Origin of the sequence: Limosilactobacillus coleohominis, from assembly GCF_016901675.1 — a bacterium.
GTDB lineage: Bacteria > Bacillota > Bacilli > Lactobacillales > Lactobacillaceae > Limosilactobacillus > Limosilactobacillus intestinavium.
This window is the reverse complement of sequence record NZ_JACJKU010000023.1, coordinates 1-21,545: the sequence shown is the minus strand read 5'-3', so window position 1 is coordinate 21,545 and position 21,545 is coordinate 1. Positions and strand designations below refer to the sequence as shown.

Sequence of the window (21,545 nt, the reverse complement as noted above, 5' to 3'; positions counted from 1 at the left end):
TTATTAGTATCATCACTAACGAGAACATAATGCAAATCCTCATAGTTCTTAATATCATTACCAGTAGTGTACTTAGCTTGACTATCACTTGGACCTTCTTGTTTGACCGTCTTCAAGGTCTTCTTAGTATTGTCGTCAATAAAAGTGACATCTAAATTTTGAGAATCGGCAGTGTAGATTACAGTAAATTCTTGGTCCGTAGAATTTGGCATTACTTCTGTGCCTTTTACTACTAACTGATTTGCCGTATACCCAGAAATGGTTGGAGAGATAACGTCTTTAAATTTATCGGTTTCTGGGTCCCATTTATTCCAGTGATCTTTTTTATCAACATCATCTTGATATCCGCTACGTGAAAACGTAATGACTTGATAAGCATCGTCTGCTGCTTTTTGACCATTTTCGTATTGATAGTGAATAGTTTCCTTTACCGTACTATTATCATTAAGTGGACTAGTTCGATGTTTCAAATAAACATAAAAATCATTTGGTTGCCCTACTTCAGGAATAGTACCAGACTCAGTCCGAGAGTCAACCTGCTTTGTAGCGAGTTCATAACCATCCTTTTCATAATTCCAAAGCTGGTTAGTATATGAATCTCCAACATTTTTACCTTCTACAGATTGCTTTTGATCAACTATTTCATCTCCATCTGTAGATTCAAAACTAGTTTTTTCAGGATTATTTTTAACAGTCTCATCAACATCTATGTAATGGATGGTAACTGTATTCGTCTGCTTAGGGTTAGCCTTATAAACAATATACTCAATAATATTATCGTTAGGTTTAAGGTCAATTTTCCCATATGTTGTTACAGCTTGCCCATTAGTAACTGCCTTATCATTGTTCATCTGCAATTGATTGTTGTCAGTTACACCTACGTAAGCCGTATAGCCATCAATTTGTGGGACATTTATATCATCAAAATGCTGAGGATTTACATTTGTGAAGTCATTAGTATCGCTCTCAAATACTGCATTATTCACGTGATCGTCAATCTTTTGACCACCATTCTCCATCTGATTACCATTTTCATCCACAAACTTAATGGTTTGTTTTGCCCATTCATAAAAAAGACCTGAAACATAACCATTATTTTCTGGTTTAACATCTGTGGATTGGTCAATCCAATAACCAGTTGTTTGTTGAGAAAGGTGATCACCATTTGTGGTAGATACTTTTACAGTCCATGGCTTATCTTTAAGGAAATATTTAATAGCTTGACTTTTAATCGGATTACCATTTAAATACGTATCACTATTATCAGGATACGTAGCATTACCGCCATCTTGTGTAGGATTTGTAATATTATCCGGAGATAATAGATCATACTCATCTTTTGGCTTCCAATTTATTAGAGTCATAATGAAATCTTTTTTACCGTCATTATCAGCGTTGGATTTAAATCCTTCATAATCACCATCAATAGTTACGGTGTAAGTAATAGTATTGCCGTCACTAGATAACTTAGATGTAACTGTTACATTCGGTTGAGTATATTCAACTTGATGGTTCAAATAATATTGATCGCTACCATCAATCGGATCCACATTATAATTTCCCTTTATCTCACCCACAATGGCATCTTGAAGCTGTTTTTGAACACTATCGTACCCGACGAAGTCCATGGTAATGGGACTATTTGCATCAGTAGCGGGTTTAGACACTGTAATATCAAAAGACTTTCCTAAATCATGACCATTATTTGTCTTAGAAAGTGATATTCCGACACTTTGTTGTGTGTCTGTGTCAGGAGCCAAATACCATGTACCATTCTGCTGAAACCAACGGTGTGCAGCAACATTACCAGTATGATTGCTTGCCCGCGTTTCGTTTGAAAATGAAATGGCATCACTATCATTTAATTTCGCGACTTTAAATTGAATACCACTATTGGTCTTGTAATCTCCAACCTGAAGGTCCTTATTTGGCGTAAAGTCGCTAGTATCATCACCATTTGTGTAGATAGTAAAGCCAGCAGGCAAGTCTAATTTCTTATCGTCATTTTGAATGGCATTATACCAAGTTAAGTTAACGCCGAACTCCCAATCACTACTTTCTTAAGGATGGGTTGCTAAGTACTGCTTAATTCCATCAGTAAAGATAATTTGATAATAACCATTACTGGTTCCAAGGCTATCTACTTTAGTATTATCATTTACAACAGTTTCTTTTTGATCATTAGTAATAACAGTTTGCGCATACTTATCTAAGTTGCCCACTGGTACGATGTAACCAGCAATGCCACCCTGATATGGAATGATAATTGGATCAGCTTTACCATTAATAGCACCATAACTCATAATATGCTGTTGGCCATCACTAGTTGTGTAAGGAAGTCCTAATTTAACATCAATATAATCTCCAGATTTGATTTTCTTCATCTGTGATTGTGGAATATTTAGTTTAAGACTTAAATGAGTTTGTCCAGTATCACCTTTACTTTTATCATGTCCAGGTACTTGTTCTACTTTTTGAGAAGTAACTTTGATTTGACCATTATCCGTCCCCACCTGATCATTTAACGAAGTAGTTGCCTTTGGAACACCATTATTTTCAGTAGCTGTTGAATTAGATTGAGCAGTTGAGCTTGGAGTAGAACTATTACTTTGTGCTGCTGGGCTAGCCGCCTGATCATTTTGTTCACCACTTGCGGTAGTATTAAGTTCGTTATGATCAGTTTTACCTGTTTTCCCCTGATTGACTATTAGTTACTTGTGCACTATTAGTATCAGCCTTTACAACCAGCTGACTAGCACCTAAATAAAAAGAAGTTGAAAGTAATACAGAAGCCACCCCAATACTTAACTTTCGTAAGCCGTAGTGAGGTACTCTTTTTGCATATTGATTATTGTGGTTATTTCTCCCTGTCATAATCACATCTCCCAAGATAATAAAATAATAGTATGAAAAGATTAACATGTGATAAATCTATTAATCTATTATAATATATCACCATTATTTTAATATTCAATGTCATATTTTAGGTTATCGTATGATACATTACTTTCAACGGCTAATTGTTGGAATATTGTCAATTAATTAATAATTTAATGTACAATAAAAGACCCCCGAAGGATCTTTTTTATCACTTGCTGTATGCCTTTAAAATGGGAATTCCGTGGTAAAAACTAAAGTGAGTGTACTCGGCATTTTCTGGTTCAGCGATTCTTTCCGGATTATTAGTGTTTAACAATAACGCTAACCACAACTTAATTGTCATACCGTGAGAAACCACTAAAACCTGATCATTATTATCAAGGCCTAAGCTATTCATGAAATTTGACAGCCTTTTTTGTGCTTTTTCATACGTTTCTCCACCCGAAACACGCCATGAATTTTTAAAATTGCTAGCATTTTTGAAATATTCCGGATAATTAGCTACTAAATCTTCAATTCGTTGTCCATCCCACTTACCATAATCAAATTCAACTAGTCGTGGATCAAACGTCACTGTTACTTGGGAGCCAACAATAATTTCTGCTGTTTCGCTTGCTCTTTTGAGGGGACTAACAAAAATCTTGTCAAATTGAATACCGCTTAGTTTTTCTTTTGTCTCGTTAGCTTGCATTCGTCCCTTGTCAGTCAATGGCTGATCTATCTTTGCCCCTTGCATAATATGGTTTGCATTTGCCTGACTTTGTCCATGACGCACTAAATATAATTCCATCGGTAATCCCTCCTCACACTAATTCTCTTTTATTCTAACCCTAATTTGACAATTTAATTCTATAAGAAAAGGTGGCCTCATATGAAAGGCCACCTCTTTTTTACTTTTTACGCAATTTACGTAATTTCTTCATTCGCTTTAGCTTATCCTTCTTCATTTTGCGTGCCATCCTGTTCATAGCCATCTGCCCCATTTTTCCACCAGGCATTTGACCTCCCATCATGTTTTGCATTCCGGAGAAGTTACCATTAGTAACCTGCTTCATCATCTTACGCATTTGGCCAAACTGCTTAATCATTCGGTTAACCTCAACAATTGGTCGACCAGAACCAGCAGCTAACCGCCGCCGTCGACTTGGGTTCATCAAATCTGGATTGGTCCGTTCAGCAGGTGTCATCGACTGAATGATCGCTTTAATATGAGCAAACTGCTTAGGATCGATATTTAAATTCTTTAAAGCAGGATTGTTAGCCATTCCTGGCATCATCTTCAAAATGTTCTCCAAAGGTCCCATATTACTAATCTGATCAAGTTGTGCTAAAAAGTCGTTGTAATCAAACTCATTGGCACGCATCTTTTCCATCGTTTCTTGGGCTTGTTCTTCATCGAAATTCTTTTGTGCTTTTTCGATTAGGGTCATCATGTCACCCATACCCAGGATTCTGGAAGCCATTCGATCTGGGTGGAAAACATCTAAGTTTTCCATCTTTTCACCTTCACCGACAAACTTGATTGGTTTACCGGTAACGGCACGAATGGACATTGCAGCACCACCACGGGTGTCACCATCTAACTTTGTCAAAACAACCCCGGTGACATCCAGCTTTTCATCAAACCCTTGAGCAGTAGCAACCGCATTTTGCCCTGTCATTGCATCAACAACTAACAGGATTTCGTTAGGTTCAGCCAGCTTTTTAATGTTAACCAGCTCATCCATCAATTGTTCATCAATTTGTAGCCGACCTGCGGTATCAATAATGACATAATCATTATGATTTTCTTTTGCTTGGGTAAGTCCTTCACGAACAATTTCCACAGGGTCAACATCAGTCCCCTTTTTAAAAACAGGAACATCAATTGAATCTGCAACTTGTTGCAACTGGGTAATTGCGGCAGGCCGGTATACATCGGCTGCGATAAACATTGGTCGCGCATTTTCTTCGTTCTTCAGCCGGTATGCTAATTTACCCGCAGTAGTAGTTTTACCAGCACCTTGTAAACCAACCATCATGATAACAGTTGGAATATGAGGGGCCTTGTTCAAAGCAACGGCTTCACTTCCCATTAAGGCTGTTAACTCATCGTTAACAATTTTTACGATTTGTTGAGCGGGATTTAATCCCTTTAAAACCTCTGCGCCAGTCGCTTTTTCACGGACCTTTTTAACAAAGTCTTTGACAACACTGAAGTTAACATCGGCCTCTAATAGGGCAAGCCGAATTTCACGCATCGTTTCTCGTAAGTCTGCCTCAGTAACCTTAGGCTTCCGCCGCAATTTTTCCATTGCTTTTTGCAGACGTTCAGTTAATCCTTCAAATGCCATTTAAGTAACTCCTCTTTATTCTTCTTCCAGGTTTTCCATATGAGCAACCAAATGATTTAATTCATGATCATTAGGATAATGTTCTTTTACATACCGTTGAATCCGATCGGCCTGGCGGTTGCGGCTCTTAAATTCAGCATAGAGATGCAACTTTTGCTCATAATCTTCTAAAGCTTTCTCAGTGCGTTTAATATTATCATAAACTGCCTGTCGTGAAACGGAAAAATCATCCGCAATTTCACCAAGTGAATAATCGTCAGCATAGTATAACTGCATATATTCAAATTGCTTTTTTGTTAGTAATGGTGAATAAAATTCGAACAAGTCATTTACCCGTTCATTCTTCTCTAGTTCCATCACTTCACCTCATTATTAATTAGTCAGTGGTAACTAGCCCTTTAAATAAGCCGTATACGAATTCACTTGCATTGAATTCTTGCAAGTCGTCTACTTTTTCTCCAAGACCAACAAATTTGACGGGAAGGTGTAATTCGTTGCGAATTGCAAGAACGATCCCACCACGAGCAGTACCATCAAGTTTGGTTAACACAATTCCCGTTACATCGGTACTTTCCTTGAACAATTTAGCTTGGTTCAAAGCATTTTGCCCAGTCGTGGCATCTAGTACTAATAGAACTTCATGTGGAGCATCTGGAATTTCACGCGTTAAAATACGCTTCATTTTTGCTAACTCGTTCATTAAATTAACTTTATTTTGGAGACGACCAGCTGTGTCTACAAACAATATATCATAATCTTCTTCTTTGGCTTTCTTTACACCATCGAAGACAACTGCAGCCGGATCACCATTTTCTGGACCGGTAACAATATCAACGCCGTCACGCTTGGCCCAGACATCAAGTTGTTCCGTGGCTCCCGCACGGAACGTATCAGCAGCTGCTAACAATACCTTCTTACCTTGCTTCTTAAAGCGCGCTGCCATTTTACCAATAGTCGTGGTCTTTCCAGCTCCGTTAACCCCAACAAACATGATGACAGTTGGGCCAGATTTAGCAAAATTAATGCCAGTTTGTTCGTTTTCACCAGCTTCGTCATATAATTCCACCATTTTTTGGATGATGACATTAGAAACATCCTGCTTGGATTTAGCATTTTGCAACTTCACTTCTTCACGAAGAGAGTCACTCAACTTCATTGCCATATCATAACCAACGTCTGATTCAATCATCATGTCCTCAAGGTCTTCAAAGAAGTCCTCGTCAACGTGACGGAAATTGGCTAGAAACTTATTTAATCGAGCACCAAAGCCGTTACGTGATTTAGATAAACCAGCATCATACTTGTCCTCTTCTTGTTCTTCTTCAGAGCTGACTTCTTCAGTCGATTCATGACTAGCATTTTCTGTCGAAGGTTCATTATCCTCTGGCGTTTCGTCAGTTTGGACAGGTTCAGTTGGTGCTTCTTGTTGTTCAATTTCTGTAGTTTCTTTACTAACATCTTCGCTAGATGATTCACTTGATAGAACTGATTCACTAACTGAAGTTGATTGAGAAACAACAGTATTTTTGTCATCATCCACCGTCACTGGCTCATCATGTGATTCTGCTGGTGCCGCTTCTAATGACTCAAAATTGCTAGTAGATGTAGACTCTGAACTGGATTCAGAACTAACCTCACTGCCAGTGACAACTGAAGTTGCAGACTGAACATCGGATTGTTCTACACTCTCTTCAACTTCCGAAGCCGCATTAGATTGAGATTGTTGAGATGATACTTGTTCCTCTTTTTTTTCTTCTTTATGTTTGCGTCTAAAAATATCGAATAATCCCATAATTCGCACTCTCCGTTAGTTATTATCGTTATCTTCACCTAATGTCTTTGCAACGTCAACAGAAACAACTTCAGAAATTCCAGATTCCTGCATCGTTACACCGTACAGTACATCCGCATTTCTCATTGTACCCTTTCGGTGGGTAATTACTATAAATTGCGGACCAGAGTTGCCAAATTTATCTAGGTAATTGGCAAAGCGATCAACATTAACATCGTCTAAGGCCGCTTCCGGTTCATCTAAGATTGCAAATGGTACTGGACGAACTTTCAAAATTGCAAATAGCAGCGCAATTGCTGTTAATGCTTTTTCTCCACCAGAAAGAAGGCTAAGTTGCTGGTTCTTCTTGCCAGGTGGTTGTGCCATGATGTCAATCCCGGTCTCCAGTAGATTATCAGGATCAGTTAGAACTAATTTAGCTTGACCACCATTAAAAATCTGCTTAAACGTTTCCGAAAACGATGCTGAAACTTCATTAAACGTTTTAATGAACCGTTGCTTAACCTGATTATCCATTTCATTCATCGTTGTTTCAAGTTGAGTTTTAGCAGCAAGCAGGTCATCCTTCTGTCCGGTCAAAAATTCATAACGTTTAGAAACATTTTTGTACTCATCAATGGATCCTAAATTAACATCGCCCAATTCTGCTAAACCACGTTTAAGAAGCTTAATTTGACGTTTTAAATCTTCATCAGGAATATCCGATTGGTTCTGCTGAGCTTCTGTTAATGTCATGCCATACTGATCACTAAGTTTATTCATTCCCTGGTCAATATCAGCTTCCAGGTGTCCTTTTTGATCACTCAGACCAGACAGTTCATTCAAGGCTGCTTTAGAAAGTTCTTGGAGGCGTTCATTCTCCTGAGTCATATCTCCAATTTTTTCTTCTAACTGTTCCTGCTGATTGGAGCAATCTTGCACAGTTTCACGCGCACTCGCCAAAGTTTCACGCGCCTCTGCAAGTGCTTGAGTACTATTTAAAGCAGTTGCTTCATCATCTGTGGATGCTTGTTGAATTTCAGATAGCTGGTTTGTTACTTGGTGTAACTGTTTTTGCAAGCCTTCACGCCGGTTAATTAATTCATCATGCCGAGCTTTAAATTGGCTTTGCCGTTCAACATCTACAGCTACCTTCTGTTCTAATTCATGAATTGCCTGTTCTTGACTAGATGCATTTGACTCTAGCTGATTAATTTGCTCTTTAATACTTTGTGAGTGGTCTTTGATATCAGCTAAGTCGTGATTTAACTGCTGTTCACGTTCCTCATTTGCATTTACTTGATCAGTAAATGATTGATGCTGATCATTACGTTGATTAGCTTGGAATTCTAATGCATCTACCTGCCTTTGTAAAGTATTTTGATTACTTTGTAATAGTTGAACAGCCGTCTGAGCTTCATTCACAATTTGCCGTTTTTGGTTAAATTGTTCTTGAAGGTCTTGTAAAGATTGTTGGTTAGCTTTTCGTGCAGTATCCAGTTTTTGAACTTCTTCTTCTAAATGAAAAGCCTGTTGCTGCTCTTTAACTAGATTTGCTTTTAATTGGGTCAACTGTTGCTTTTGACTTAGCAGGCCTGTTCGTTGTCTTCTGTTAGCACCACCAGTCATCGAACCACTAGCATTAATTAACTGACCATCTAAGGTAATCACCCTAATTTGATGGCGCCCAGCCTTACTAATGGCTGTAGCATGGTCCAAAGTATCTGCGACAACGGTTGTTGACAGCAGGTGTTCAATCACTTTACTAAATTGCGCAGGATACTGGATCAATTTAGTAGCTTCACCAATGAACCCATTCATTTCACGAACACTGGACATTGCTTCCGGTACCCATCCCGGACGAATCGAATCAAGTGGTAAAATCGTTACTCGCCCGCCACGGTTCTGGATTAAGTAATTGATAATTTGCTTACCAGTTGCTTGATTATCAACAACCAGTTGTTGCAATTGGCTTCCTAATACTGTTTCAATTGCTGTCGTATATTGAGATGGTACTTTAATCAGTTCACTTACAGACCCAGCCAACCCACTAAATCGCTGGCGAGCCTTTAAGACATTTTGCACACCAACATAGTATCCGGTGTAATCAGCTACCATTGACTGATAATTTTTCAACTGACGTTCTTCGGATTGAACTGTTCCTAGAGCTTGATACCATTGTTTTTGGGCTTGCTCGTATCTAGCCTGCAAGTTTTTGCTTTGTTGAACTTCTTGGTTTAACGTTTCTTGTACTTGTTTAAGACCGGCTTGTGCTTCCTGAGCTTGTGATTGGCGTTCTGCTAATTCCTGGTCCAACTTGGATAACTGCGCGCGACTATCTTGCAGGTTTTGTTGATCTTGCTTAGCAACGTTAATACTGCGTTCATGATTTTGCCGTAAATAAACCTGTTCATTATGAACTGTCGTTAGTTGCTGCATTAAATCAACCTGCTGATCCTGCAGCTGATCCAATTCAGCATGTAGTTTTTGCGTCCGTTCCTTTGCACTCATCGAACGCATATCATGAATATTACTCTTACCATCAGCAATCTTTTTTTGCAATTGAGCAGCCTGTTGCTCGTTTACACTGACCCATTCTTGAATCTCATCCAACTGTTGATTCAGTTGCTGTTGCTGACTTTCAAGACGCGCCTGATCTTTCTCTCGCTGTTCTTTTCGAATAGAAGATAACGATTGTTGATTTTGTAATTTTGCAATTTCTTCTACCTTGGCAGCGACCCGTGCTTGCGCATCGTCCTTTTGTTTTAAGACATTTCTGCGTTGCTCCTGAAGGCCTAGAAGTTCTTTTCTAGCAGCAGTGGCCTGTTGATCATAGTCCGCGCTTAAGTGTTGAGTCTGTTCTAACTTTTCCTTTACTGCACGAAATTGTTTTTGATCGCTCAGAATTTGACGGACCGTTTGCGTTCGGTCATATTTATCCAAACTCTGCTTTTGTTCCAGGTAATCTTGCGCTAATGAACTTTCTTCTTTAAGCGGATCCAACCGCCGTTCTAATTCAACAACAATATCATTAACTCGATCAAGTCGTTCAGCTGTTTCTTTCAGTTTCTTCTCCGCAGTAACCTTGTTTTGCTTATACTTAGCAACTCCAGCCACAGTTTCAATTACTTGGCGACGATCACTTGGTTGACCATTAAAAATTTCTGCGACCCGTCCCTGCGAAATAATTGAAAATGATTCACGCCCAATTCCAGAGTCAATAAATAAGTTGACAATATCTTTAAACCGTACGTGGTGGTTATTAATAAGGTATTCGCTGTCTCCATTACGGTATAGTTTTCGGGTCACCGTAATTTCTGAATATTGACTTTGTAAATAGTGATCACTGTTATCCAAAGTCATCTTCACGACTGCCCGGTTTAGTGGCTGATGGTCCTTAGAACCATTAAAAATCACATCGACCATCTTTCCACCCCGTAAGGTTTTGGCAGACTGTTCTCCCATTACCCAACGAATGGCCTCAATCACATTACTTTTACCACTTCCATTAGGTCCAATAATTCCGGTCATCCCCGGTTGAAATTTAATGGTCGTTTTATGGGCAAAGGATTTAAAGCCATCAATTTCCATTGACAATAGTTGCATTAAATATTCACCAACTTATTTCGTAGTTTCACGTAATTTCTTGAGTGCCTGGGAAGCTGCATCCATTTCGGCATGCTTTTTGGAAGAACCGGTCCCTTGAGCAAGAATTTTCCCATCAGCACTGACGTTAACTTTGAAAACAGGTGCATTTTCAGACCCAGATTCAGCCAAGAGATGGTATTCAATATCAACGTCACCGTCACGCTGCAAAAACTCCTGCAACGATGTCTTAGCATCAACAGCATGGTCAAACCATCCCATATCCAATTTTGGAAAAATAACCCGATGGATAAATTTTTCAACTGCATCGCGACCTTGATCCAAATAAAGGGCGCCAATAAATGATTCAAAAATATCGCATAACAAACCAGAACGTTGCCGTGCACCAGCCATTTCTTCACCCTTTCCTAACCGAATATATTGGTCAAAATGACATTCTTTGGCGAATTTGGAAAAACTGTCTTCACAAACCATGGCAGCACGTAAACGAGTTAATTTTCCTTGAGGCAGTTCTGGATACCGCTTGTAAATATATTCAGAAACAAACAGTTGTAAAACCGCATCTCCGAGAAATTCAATTCGTTCATAAAATTTCAAATTTTGGTCAGGATGCTCATTTACATATGATGCTTGCGTAAACGCCTCTGCTAGTAAGTCAGTGTTTTTAAAATGAATATCGAATTCATCAGCTAAGTATTGTTGTAGTTCAGTAATCATTGCTTCTCCTTTCCTAAAAAAAGCCGTCGACGAAGGATCCTTCATCGCGGCCCAAGTTTATTCTATTATTTTGTTGGTTAATTATTTATCGTTCTGATGGGCAGCAATATAGTCTACCACTTCACCAATGGTATTTAACTTTTCTGCTTCACTATCTTCAATTTCTGCCCCAAAAGTGTCTTCTACTTCCAAGACAAACTCAACAAAGTCAATTGAGTCAGCATCCAGATCAGTCTTTAAGTTTAAATCATCGGTAATTTTGGCACGATCAATGTCAAAGTGATCAGCAACAATTGCTGAAACTTTATCAAAGATTTCATTTTTTTCCATTGCTAAATACCCCTTAATTATCTTTTATCACTAACTACTTATTTTAATCGAGTTTTCCCTTATTGTCTATGTTTTCTTCATTTCCAAAGAAATCTACAGTTTGATCGATCACTTTGGTATTAATCATCGTGTGGATTTGCTCGATAGTCTTGGTCACAGCAGTAACGTCAGCTGAACCATGGGCTTTTACTACTGGCGCTTTCAGGCCTAATAGAACAGCTCCACCATAAAGGGATGGGTTCATTAAATGACCAATTTTGTGAAATACCGGCTTTAAAAGAAGATAACCTAATTTAGCTCGTAATCCACCGTTTAAAATGCCGTCCTTAATTAAGGTCAGCATCATTCTTACTGATCCCTCAGTGGCCTTCAACGCTGCATTTGCTGTCCATCCGTCCGATACTACCACATCCGCTTTACCGTGAAGGAGATCACCAGCTTCAATATTGCCGACAAAGTTTAATTGTTGCTGTTCCTTGAGATCTTGGTAAACATCTTTGTGGAGCTGGTCACCCTTATCTTCCTCAGCTCCATTGTTCAAAAGGGCTACTCGCGGATTGTCAATCTTTAAAACGTTTTTGGCGTAAAAACGGCCTAAATGAGCAAATTGCACCATGTTTTTCTCTTTTGATTCCGCATTCGCACCAGAATCAAGATACACAAAACCGTGACCTTGCTTACCTGGTTGAGCAACTGGCAGAACACTGGTCAGTCCGGGACGATCAATTCCCTTAATCCGCCCAACGATAAAAATCCCTGCCGCTAAAATTGCTCCAGTATTACCTGCAGAAAAGAAGGCATCAGCAGTTCCCTCTTTTACCGCCTGTGCTGCTCGAACGATTGAAGAATCTTTCTTGCGACGAATTGCCCGCACAGGTTCTTCACCCATAGAAATTTCTTCAGTAGTATTAACAATTGTTAATCTAGAATTATCTTTAATTAACGGAGAGATCTGTTCTTCATTACCAAACAAAATAAATTCAATGTCTTTAAATTGGTCACGGGCATTTTCGACCCCGTTAATAATCACTTGGGGAGCATTGTCGCCGCCCATTGCATCAACAGCAATTTTCATTGTAAATTCTACCTTCCTAATCAAAATGTGTCGTTAATTCGTGACGTTTCAAATAGTATACTAACGGCTGGTTTTCATCTTTTTGATCCCAGTTAGGAGTATTAATGAGGGTTCCTGCATCTGATCGTGCGATTTGAATAATTTTCAAATCAGCTACCGGATCACCAACTTTAAAGTCAGGAATACCAGATTGCTTACTTCCCAAAACATCTCCGGAGCCTCGCAGTTCGAGGTCACGTTGGGCAACTACAAAACCATCAGTAGTTTCAACCATTGTCTGCATCCGTTTCTTTCCTTCTTCACTCTTGGGATCCGCTATAAGCAAACAATAACTTTGCCGTTGACCACGACCAACCCGGCCACGCAACTGGTGAAGCTGAGCCAAGCCGAACCGGTCAGCATCATAGATTAGCATCACCGTAGCATTAGGGTTATCTACCCCAACCTCTATCACAGTGGTTGCCACCATCACCTGAATTTTATTATCCTTAAAGTCCTGCATAACTTGCTCTTTTTGATCGTTATCCATTCGACCATGGAGCAGTCCGACCTTATAGTCCGGCTCAAAATACTCAGCAAACTCCTGATATAAATCGGTAGCATTTTGGACATCTAACGCTTCAGATTGTTCAATCAGTGGTGAGACAACATAAACTTGCGCACCTGTTGCTAACTGTGCTTTCAAGAACTTTAAAGCTTCAGATGATTGATTTTCTTTCAGCCAAGTAGTTTTGATTGGTTGACGCCCAGCTGGTAATTCGTCAATCACTGAAATGTCCATCTCACCATAACTGGTAATTGCCAAGGTACGAGGAATTGGTGTTGCCGTCATCGCCAGGATGTCAGGTTGTTCACCCTTCATCCGTAATTGTTCACGTTGATGAACCCCAAAACGGTGTTGTTCATCAATAATTGCTAAACCTAAATTGGCAAATTCGACCTGATCTTGAATGAGCGCATGGGTTCCAACAACCAAATTAATCGTCCCATTCTTAATCCCATTTAACATTTCCCGCTTTTGCTTAGTATTCATTGAACCAGTTAGCAAGCCGACGTTGACATGGGTACCATCAAACACCCCTGCCAATTTTTGCGCATGCTGAGCTGCTAGAATTTCCGTTGGTGCCATTAAAGCAGCTTGATAACCATCAATAATTGTGGCATAGATTGCAATTGCTGCAACAATTGTTTTTCCGGAGCCAACATCCCCCTGCAGTAAACGATTCATTTGATATGGTTGACGTAAATCACGACAAATTTCATTGACCACTCGCTTTTGAGCAGCGGTTAATTCAAATGGAATCGTTTTGATGAAACCACGTAATTCATCGTTATTATAAAGAATCTGGTTACCATCCTTTTGTCGGTGGGCACGGCGAATCGCTTGAAGTCGCAATTGAAACAAAAAGAATTCCTCATAAGCAGCCGTTCGTCGAGCTGCTTTAGCCGCTTGTCCATCCTTAGGAAAATGCATATCATGAATCATTGTTTTACGATCCAGTAGTTGATACCTTTGCCTCAAATTAATGGGAAGTAGCGTTGCAATTACCGTTGAATAATTTTGATAGGCAATTTTAATTAATTTTCGAATGGTTGCTTGATGAACATTCTTGTTTGCTGGGTAAATTGCGCCCATTTCTTGTTGGTTATTATTCGATAATAGCTTTGTGCCTTGAATCTCTTGTCGAGCAGCGTTCCAAGAACCCATCACAGTAACGTCATGATTTAAGACAACATGCGATTTTAAATATGGTTGATTAAAATACACTGCTTGTACAACATGACGACCAACCATTAACCGAAATGCTAGCCGTGTTCGGCGATAACCAAAGCGAGACATCATCGGTTCGGATACCACAGTACCATGGACCGTAATTTTTTGTTTATCCCGTGCAGTTTCCAAATTAGTGGGAGCAAAATCATCATAACGAGCTGGGAAATATGTTAATAAATCTTCTACTGTCTCTATCCCGAGTGTTTTTAGGTTATCAACAGTTTTAGGACCAACGCCGCGTAATTTGCTAACTGGATCTTGCAAACTCTTCATGATGATTCCTCCTTTCCTAACGAGTAAAAAGGGGTTGTGAAATAGTCATAACTATTTCTCAACCCGTTTTATTCAACAGAAATTAAGTATGGGTAAACTGGTTGGTCACCTTCGTAGACCTGAACATCTAGTTCGTCGTCCATCGTTTCAATTACAGATTGCAATTGGTCAGCAAATTCTTCATTACCATCTTCACCGTAGTAAATTGTGACCACACTGCTATCTTCATCCAACATCTTTTTAACCATTTCTTCTGCAGTTGTTTCAAGGTCAGCGTTCGTAGCAACGATGTCGCCATCAACAATGCCAATGAAATTATCCTTCTTAATGGCAATGCCATTAACTGTCGTGTCACGAACAGCCGTTGTTACTGAGCCACTCTTGACTGTATCTAATGCATCTTCCATTGCAGATTGGTTATCTTCTAAGCTACTATCAGGATTAAAATCAAGCAATGCACTCATAGCTTGAGGAATCGTCTTAGTATGAACAACCACAGTTGGAATATCCGCGATTTCCTTTGCCTGATCTGCAGCCATGAAGATGTTACCGTTATCAGGTAAAACAATAGCCTGCTTTGCACCACTGTTATTAATGGCATCCGCAATATCTTGAATGCTTGGGTTCATTGTTTGACCACCGCTGATTACGTGGGTAACTCCTAAGCTCTTTAGTAATTTGCTGATCCCATCACCAGCAGCTACAGCAATCACAGCAGTTTCAACTTGATCAGCCGCTTCTTCATTTGTAGCTTTCTCAACAAGCGTTTCCTCAGCCTTGTCCTCATCCATGATTTGCTCTTGTTGCCATCTCATGTTATCAACTTTTACAGTTTGTAAATCACCAAATTGTTGACCCCAAGACAAGACCTTTCCAGGATGCTCCGTATGAACGTGAACCTTAACTACTTCATCGTCGTTAATTACTAATAAGCTGTCACCAAGCTTAGCAAGGTAGTTATAGAAAGTATCATAATCGAACTTTTGTGTAACTTCCTTACCACGACCAATGCGGACCATCATTTGGGTACAGTAGCCATACTTAATGTCAGCCGGATCAAGTTTACCTTGAGCACTCTGGTGGTGTTTAGCATTAATCATTTCATCCATTTGCGCATTATCAGGTTTGGTTTCAATGGTAACCTTACCAGTTAAAGCTTCTAAAAAGGCATGTAAAACATAATCTAGCCCTTGACCACCTGAATCAACAACCCCAACTTCTTTCAAGACCGGAAGTAAATCTGGGGTCTTTTTGAGGGCCGCATCAGCAGCGTCACAAATAGCTTGCAAAACGGTCACAATATCGTCAGTAGTTTTAACGGTATCAATCCCCGCTTGGGCTGATTCCCGCACAACAGTTAGAATCGTTCCTTCCGTTGGCTTCATAACTGCTTTATAAGCTGTTTGGGCACCATTAGCGTATGCATCAACAAAGTCTTGGGCTGATAATTCTTTCTTATCTTTACAACCATTTGCAAAGCCACGGAAAATTTGGGATAAAATTACCCCAGAATTTCCTCGCGCACCCATTAACAGTCCCTTCGCAAGTGAACCAGCAAGGTCACCAACATTTTCACTTGTATTTTCTCTTTCATACTTAGCCCCGCTATCCATGGACATACTCATGTTGGTACCAGTATCACCGTCGGGCACAGGGAACACATTCAAAGAATTAATAAATTCTGCATTTTGGTCCAGCTTACTTGCGGCCGCTTGAACCATTTTCCCAAATTCTAGATTTGTAATCTTTGTAACTGCCAAAATCTAATTCCTCCGCCTGCAATTTAGTCTTCAGAAACGCGCACACCTTGAACGTTAACGTTCACTGCATTTGCGGTAATCCCTAGTAAAGTCTCAAGATTATACTTAACCTTTTCTTGGACACTCTTTGAAACTTCAGAGATCTTAATTCCATATCCAACAATAATATTTACTTCTACAGCAATGCCATTATCCTGTTGACGAACAACAACGCCCTTGCTGTAATTATCACGTTGCAAAATTTTGTTAAAGCCATCCTTTAATGGATTGCGACTAGCCATGCCGACTACGCCATAATTATCAGTAGCTGCACCCCCAACCACAGTTGAGATTACATCGTTAGAGATATCAATCGTACCTGATTGGGTTTTAATCTTCACTGCCATCCTTGTGGCCTCCTTGTCGTGATTAATAAATTTCTTACCTATTTTACCACACTTGCCAAATGGAACAAATCCGAAAAGTGTCTTAAAGCAAATGTATGATAATAAAAAAAGCTGCCTAAAGGCAGCTACTTTTTTAATTAGTGTACACGAGTAACCTTACCCGACTTCAAAGTACGTGCTGAAACGTAAACCTTCTTTGGCTTACCATTAACTAAAATAGTAGCTTTTTGCAAATTAGGCTTCCAGCTGCGACGAGTTGAGTTAAGAGCGTGAGAACGCTTGTTACCAAACTTAGTACCTGTACCAGTAATAAAATCCTTAGCCATGTTGGAACCTCCTCTCCTCATCAATTATTTCGTGCGCAATAATGCGCTGTAACTCACCTAAATAATTTACCATAGCCAGGCTGACTTTGCAACATTTTTCTTTCAAGTATTTTTACTTGACACTAATTATTGCCATGGAGTTCATCAAAACTTTGGATTACTGCTACGATTCCCTTAATAAATTCAAAATGATTGATCTCACCATCAAACTCGTTGCTAGACCAGCAAAAAGGAATGTCAGAATCGTAATTAGTTAGCCGATATTTTTCGTCAGGTAACGTTAATCCACGGACCGGTGTTAAATTTACAAAGGCTAAGTAGCGCATCCGCGGATTTTTTTCGATTGCATACTTACCAGGACGGTAATAATCGATGGTATTTTCACGATCAATAAACCTGATCTTTTCGAGGTGATCTAAAAAATCATCCTGTAGTGGCATAAATAAGTTGGCTAATAATTGGTCAATTCGTCCACCAGTTCCGCCAAAAATGTTGATTTGATCAGGGTGATATTCATTAAGCGCTAATTTTGTCCCATATTGAGTATCGGTAACGTCCTTTTCAGCAGGAAGAATGCGTACATCGTCAACTAATGACCGTAAATGATTAAGTTCATTACCATTTGTTGAATCAAAGTCTCCAGCTGCCACAGCTGGAATAATTCCCTGTTGAAGTAAAAAGGTAGCCCCATAGTCAATTCCCAGCCAAATTTCATCCTGGTGTTTCTTAATAATGTGAATGGGAACTTCATTCACAGGGCCACCAACCATAATATTTACAATTTTCATATCTATTCCTAAAAAATGAGGAGTTATGCACTTGCATGCCTAACCCCTCAAATAATTGATTATTTAGTAGCGTCTTTAATTGCATTAATCCGGGCAACAGGGTCATCCGCACCATAAACGTATGATCCGGCAACAGCGACTGTAGCACCTGCTTTATAACAATCAACAACGGTTTGGTCGTTAACTCCCCCATCAATTTCGATGTCGAAGTTGTAACCCTTGTCCTTCTTAATTTGATTTAGCTCGGCAATCTTGTCAATCGTTTCTGGTAAGAACTTTTGGCCACCAAATCCTGGATTAACCGTCATTACTAAGACTTGGTCCACCATGTGAAGAACTGGCTTAATCATTTCTACTGGTGTTCCTGGGTTAATAACAACTTCTGCCTTAACACCACCATTTTTGATAATTTGGAGTGCCCGGTGAATGTGTTGGGTAGCTTCAACTTGAACACCGATGATGTCAGCTCCTGCATCAATAAAAGCAGGTAAAATGTGTTCAGGATTTTGAACCATTAAGTGAACGTCCAAAACCATGTTGGTGATTGGACGAATGGATTTCACAAAACCAGGGCCAAATGAGATGCTAGGAACAAATGATCCATCCATAATATCGATATGGAGATATTCAGCGCCACCCTTGTCAACTAATTCAATGTCCTTTTGTAAGTTTACATAATCGGCACTCAAAATTGATGGTGCAACTTTAATCATAGCTTATTACCTCGTTTCAGTATTTTGGTTTTTGACTTTTAATTAGTTCTTGGAATTGAACGTAATTATCATATCTTGTCTGCATTATTTTACCATGTTCTACAGCGGTTTTCACTGCACAACCTGGTTCTTTCAAATGCAGGCAACCTCGAAATTTGCATTCCGGTGCAATTGCCCGCATTTCTGGAAACAGTTGGGGTAACTGTTCCTTCGTCATTGTAAAATCTTCATACGAAGAAAATCCCGGCGTGTCAGCAATTAAAGCATCATCCACGTTCAGTAACGTCACTTTTCTAGTGGTATGACGCCCCCGTTTTAGTGCTTGGGAAATTGCTCCCGTAGGCAAATCTAACTCTGGCGATAAATGATTTAACAATGTTGACTTTCCAGCACCAGTCTGACCCATCATTGTCACTACTTTGCCCTTCAACTGATCCAACAAATTTTGCAAATCAGTTTTATTAAATGGTTGGGCATTAAAGTAGACAGAATAGCCAATTTTACGATAACCATCCGCTACTGATTTGAGGTGCTGGAATTCATCTTCATTAAGTAGGTCGACCTTTGAAAAGAACAAAATTGGTTCAACCTTTTGTAATTCTAGGGCAATTAATTGACGATCTAACAAATTACTTGAAAATGTCGGCTGAGTGGCTGCAGTTACTACTACTGCATCATCAACATTGGCTACAAGTGGTCGCACTAGTTGATTCTTCCGAGGCTCAATTGCTAATAAATAACCATCCTCAAATTCGACATGGTCTCCTACTAGCGGTTTAATCCCCTTTTTACGGAAATTACCTCGTCCACGTGTCCGATAAAGCTGGCCATCAGAAATAATGTCATAAAATCCACTAAGAGACTGTTGAATAATTCCTTCTTGCAAAAATAACCTCCATTAACCAGTGATATTAGTAGCGCTCATAATTGTCCGACCATTACGGATAACTTTATAAGCACCTGTCTGGTGATTTCTTAATGTAAATGGAACATTAATCGTTGTTTCTTGATTAATTGTGATGTCTTGATATTCCATTGTGAGGTTATGGTAGGCATCAGAAATATATACCTGAACCCGGTTTTCCTTTTTACCGCCATTCCCATCAAACGGAATATTGATTTGAATATTAGTAGTCTTTAAATTGGCACCAGTGTCGGCTACCTGTACTGATAGTGTGTCATCCTCAGCCAGTTGTGTGCCAGCCTTTGGTGTTTGCTTAATGACATGGTTTACTGGTACCGAGCTTGAGTTCTTCTTAGTTACCGTAACTTGAAGATGATGTTTATTAGCAAAATCTTGGACTTCTGTTAAATCTTTGTTTTTAAAATTCGGGATTTTAACTTTCTTTTGCCCTTTGCTAACAGTAAGTGTAATGGCTTTATTAGCCGGTTTGATCACATTTCCTGCAGAAACATTTTGCTTAATGATATCTCCTTGATCAACCTTTTTTGAATATACCGTTACCTTGTTAACAGTGAACCCTTTATTACGCAACTGGGTGGCCGTACTATCATAGTCAGTTCCAACAAAATCAGCCATCTTATAACTAGTAACACCACTACTCAAGACAATGTTAACTGATCTGCCAAATCGAACCCGTTCTGGGCTATCAATTGAAACCACATGATCCTTTGCAACTACTTTGCTGTTGGTTCTAGTAATATTACCAACTCTCAGATGCCGTTTAGCCAACGTCTTTTCAGCTTGAGTAGCCGTTTGACCATCAATATTCGGTACCGTAATCAAACGGTTAAAGTACCAACCGCAAAAAGCAACTAATACAACGACAGCTGCACTGGTCCACATGATTAATGCTTTTTTGAACCGGGGGCTCTTACGATTATTCTCGTCATTTGATTTATCATCATCTGATTTAGAGTGAGCTTCCTTAGTGTCATCGGAAACATTGCCATCAGCTTGAGCAATCTTAATGTCCTTGAGGTTTAATACCTTTGTTTCATCGTCACAATGATTATTTTCGGTAAATTTCGGTTCATCGTTACGACTGACATCTAAAGACGTTTTGAGATCTTGAGCCATTTCTTTAGCGCTTGCATAACGTTCCTGTGGATTCTTAGCAGTCGCTTTATAGACGACGTTTTCCAAAGCTTGGGGAATTTGTGGGTTATACTGACGCACTGATGGAATCTGATCTTTAAAGTGTTTTAATGCAATTGAAACTGCATTTTCACCCTCAAAGGGAACTTTTCCCGTCAATAATTCATAAAGGATAATTCCCAATGAATAAATGTCAGAACGTTTAGTAGCAACACTACCACGTGCTTGTTCTGGCGACAGGTAATGAACTGAGCCAACTAAGGTATTTGTTTGCGTTAGTGAATTGTCATAAGTCGCTGTAGCGATACCAAAGTCAGTAATTTTTAAATTTTTATTTTGGTCAATTAATATATTTTGTGGTTTTAAATCACGGTGAATGATGCCATGCTCATGAGCTGATTCAACAGCTGATAGCACCTGTTCCATAATATCAATCACTTGTGGAAGTGGGATTGGGTAATGATGAGTAATGTATTGTTTCAGATCCGTACCTTCAACATATTGCATTACCATGTACTGCATACCATGTTCTTCACCAACATCGTACACTCCAACAATGTTAGGATCGTTAAGCTGGGTAGCAGCCATCGCTTCTCGTTGAAATCGTTTCTTTGTTTGCGGATCATCCCGAAGGTCCAGCCGTAATAATTTGACTGAAACATCGCGATCAAGTACTAAATCATGAGCTAGATACACATTCGCCATTCCACCCTCGCCAAGTGAGCGGATAATCTTATACCGATTACCCAATATG

19 protein-coding genes are annotated in these 21,545 nt (G+C 39.4%); all 19 read right to left on the bottom strand.

The genetic code is table 11. The features are described from left to right. On the bottom strand, positions 1 to 1,985 hold a 1,985-nt coding region (locus tag H5975_RS03560; RefSeq protein ID WP_428832678.1), incomplete at its 3' end, for a mucin-binding protein. A gap of 75 nt (positions 1,986 to 2,060) precedes the next feature. Then, entirely contained in the window at positions 2,061 to 2,513 is a 453-nt protein-coding gene (locus H5975_RS03555; RefSeq protein ID WP_204784897.1) for a hypothetical protein, read from the bottom strand. A gap of 169 nt (positions 2,514 to 2,682) precedes the next feature. Then, positions 2,683 to 2,874 carry a YSIRK-type signal peptide-containing protein gene (locus H5975_RS03550; protein ID WP_204784896.1) on the bottom strand — a complete coding sequence of 64 codons (192 nt, stop codon included), beginning with the start codon at positions 2,872 to 2,874 and terminating at the stop codon, positions 2,683 to 2,685. A gap of 214 nt (positions 2,875 to 3,088) precedes the next feature. Continuing rightward, on the bottom strand, positions 3,089 to 3,670 hold the full coding sequence (locus tag H5975_RS03545) for a histidine phosphatase family protein (RefSeq protein WP_204784895.1): 582 nt from the start codon (positions 3,668 to 3,670) through the stop codon (positions 3,089 to 3,091). A 100-nt stretch (positions 3,671 to 3,770) separates the two neighbouring features. After that, positions 3,771 to 5,213: a signal recognition particle protein gene (gene ffh / locus H5975_RS03540; protein ID WP_204784894.1), complete on the bottom strand. Its 1,443-nt coding sequence runs from the start codon at positions 5,211 to 5,213 to the stop codon at positions 3,771 to 3,773. Between the two features lie 15 nt (positions 5,214 to 5,228). Beyond that, positions 5,229 to 5,570 (bottom strand): putative DNA-binding protein, encoded by a 342-nt coding sequence (locus tag H5975_RS03535; protein WP_178660411.1) that lies wholly within the window; start codon positions 5,568 to 5,570, stop codon positions 5,229 to 5,231. 19 nt (positions 5,571 to 5,589) lie between these two features. Further along, positions 5,590 to 7,005, bottom strand: a complete 1,416-nt coding sequence (ftsY, locus tag H5975_RS03530; protein ID WP_204784893.1) for a signal recognition particle-docking protein FtsY — start codon at positions 7,003 to 7,005, stop codon at positions 5,590 to 5,592. Between the two features lie 15 nt (positions 7,006 to 7,020). Then, entirely contained in the window at positions 7,021 to 10,590 is a 3,570-nt protein-coding gene (gene smc / locus H5975_RS03525; RefSeq protein ID WP_204784892.1) for a chromosome segregation protein SMC, read from the bottom strand. Positions 10,591 to 10,605: 15 nt separating this feature from the next. Then, a complete protein-coding gene (gene rnc / locus H5975_RS03520) occupies positions 10,606 to 11,307 on the bottom strand; it encodes a ribonuclease III (protein ID WP_204784891.1) in 702 nt (233 codons plus the stop codon). A gap of 81 nt (positions 11,308 to 11,388) precedes the next feature. Further along, positions 11,389 to 11,637 (bottom strand): acyl carrier protein, encoded by a 249-nt coding sequence (gene acpP, locus H5975_RS03515; RefSeq protein ID WP_178660419.1) that lies wholly within the window; start codon positions 11,635 to 11,637, stop codon positions 11,389 to 11,391. A 43-nt stretch (positions 11,638 to 11,680) separates the two neighbouring features. Beyond that, positions 11,681 to 12,712, bottom strand: a complete 1,032-nt coding sequence (plsX, locus tag H5975_RS03510; RefSeq protein ID WP_204784890.1) for a phosphate acyltransferase PlsX — start codon at positions 12,710 to 12,712, stop codon at positions 11,681 to 11,683. 16 nt (positions 12,713 to 12,728) lie between these two features. Next, entirely contained in the window at positions 12,729 to 14,759 is a 2,031-nt protein-coding gene (recG, locus tag H5975_RS03505; protein ID WP_204784889.1) for an ATP-dependent DNA helicase RecG, read from the bottom strand. Positions 14,760 to 14,827: 68 nt separating this feature from the next. After that, positions 14,828 to 16,519 carry a DAK2 domain-containing protein gene (locus H5975_RS03500; protein WP_204784888.1) on the bottom strand — a complete coding sequence of 564 codons (1,692 nt, stop codon included), beginning with the start codon at positions 16,517 to 16,519 and terminating at the stop codon, positions 14,828 to 14,830. Between the two features lie 23 nt (positions 16,520 to 16,542). Next, positions 16,543 to 16,905: an Asp23/Gls24 family envelope stress response protein gene (locus tag H5975_RS03495; protein WP_204784887.1), complete on the bottom strand. Its 363-nt coding sequence runs from the start codon at positions 16,903 to 16,905 to the stop codon at positions 16,543 to 16,545. A gap of 137 nt (positions 16,906 to 17,042) precedes the next feature. Next, on the bottom strand, positions 17,043 to 17,231 hold the full coding sequence (gene rpmB, locus H5975_RS03490) for a 50S ribosomal protein L28 (protein ID WP_178660428.1): 189 nt from the start codon (positions 17,229 to 17,231) through the stop codon (positions 17,043 to 17,045). A gap of 122 nt (positions 17,232 to 17,353) precedes the next feature. Beyond that, positions 17,354 to 18,019, bottom strand: a complete 666-nt coding sequence (locus tag H5975_RS03485; protein WP_204784886.1) for a thiamine diphosphokinase — start codon at positions 18,017 to 18,019, stop codon at positions 17,354 to 17,356. A 59-nt stretch (positions 18,020 to 18,078) separates the two neighbouring features. After that, on the bottom strand, positions 18,079 to 18,732 hold the full coding sequence (gene rpe / locus H5975_RS03480) for a ribulose-phosphate 3-epimerase (RefSeq protein ID WP_178660432.1): 654 nt from the start codon (positions 18,730 to 18,732) through the stop codon (positions 18,079 to 18,081). A 16-nt stretch (positions 18,733 to 18,748) separates the two neighbouring features. Continuing rightward, the gene (gene rsgA / locus H5975_RS03475) at positions 18,749 to 19,618 is read right to left on the bottom strand and encodes a ribosome small subunit-dependent GTPase A (RefSeq protein WP_204784885.1); all 870 of its coding nucleotides are present in this window, start codon (positions 19,616 to 19,618) and stop codon (positions 18,749 to 18,751) included. Positions 19,619 to 19,630: 12 nt separating this feature from the next. After that, positions 19,631 to 21,544, bottom strand: coding sequence for a Stk1 family PASTA domain-containing Ser/Thr kinase (gene pknB, locus H5975_RS03470; RefSeq protein WP_204784884.1), 1,914 nt, complete (start codon positions 21,542 to 21,544; stop codon positions 19,631 to 19,633). Position 21,545: the final 1 nt, after the last annotated feature.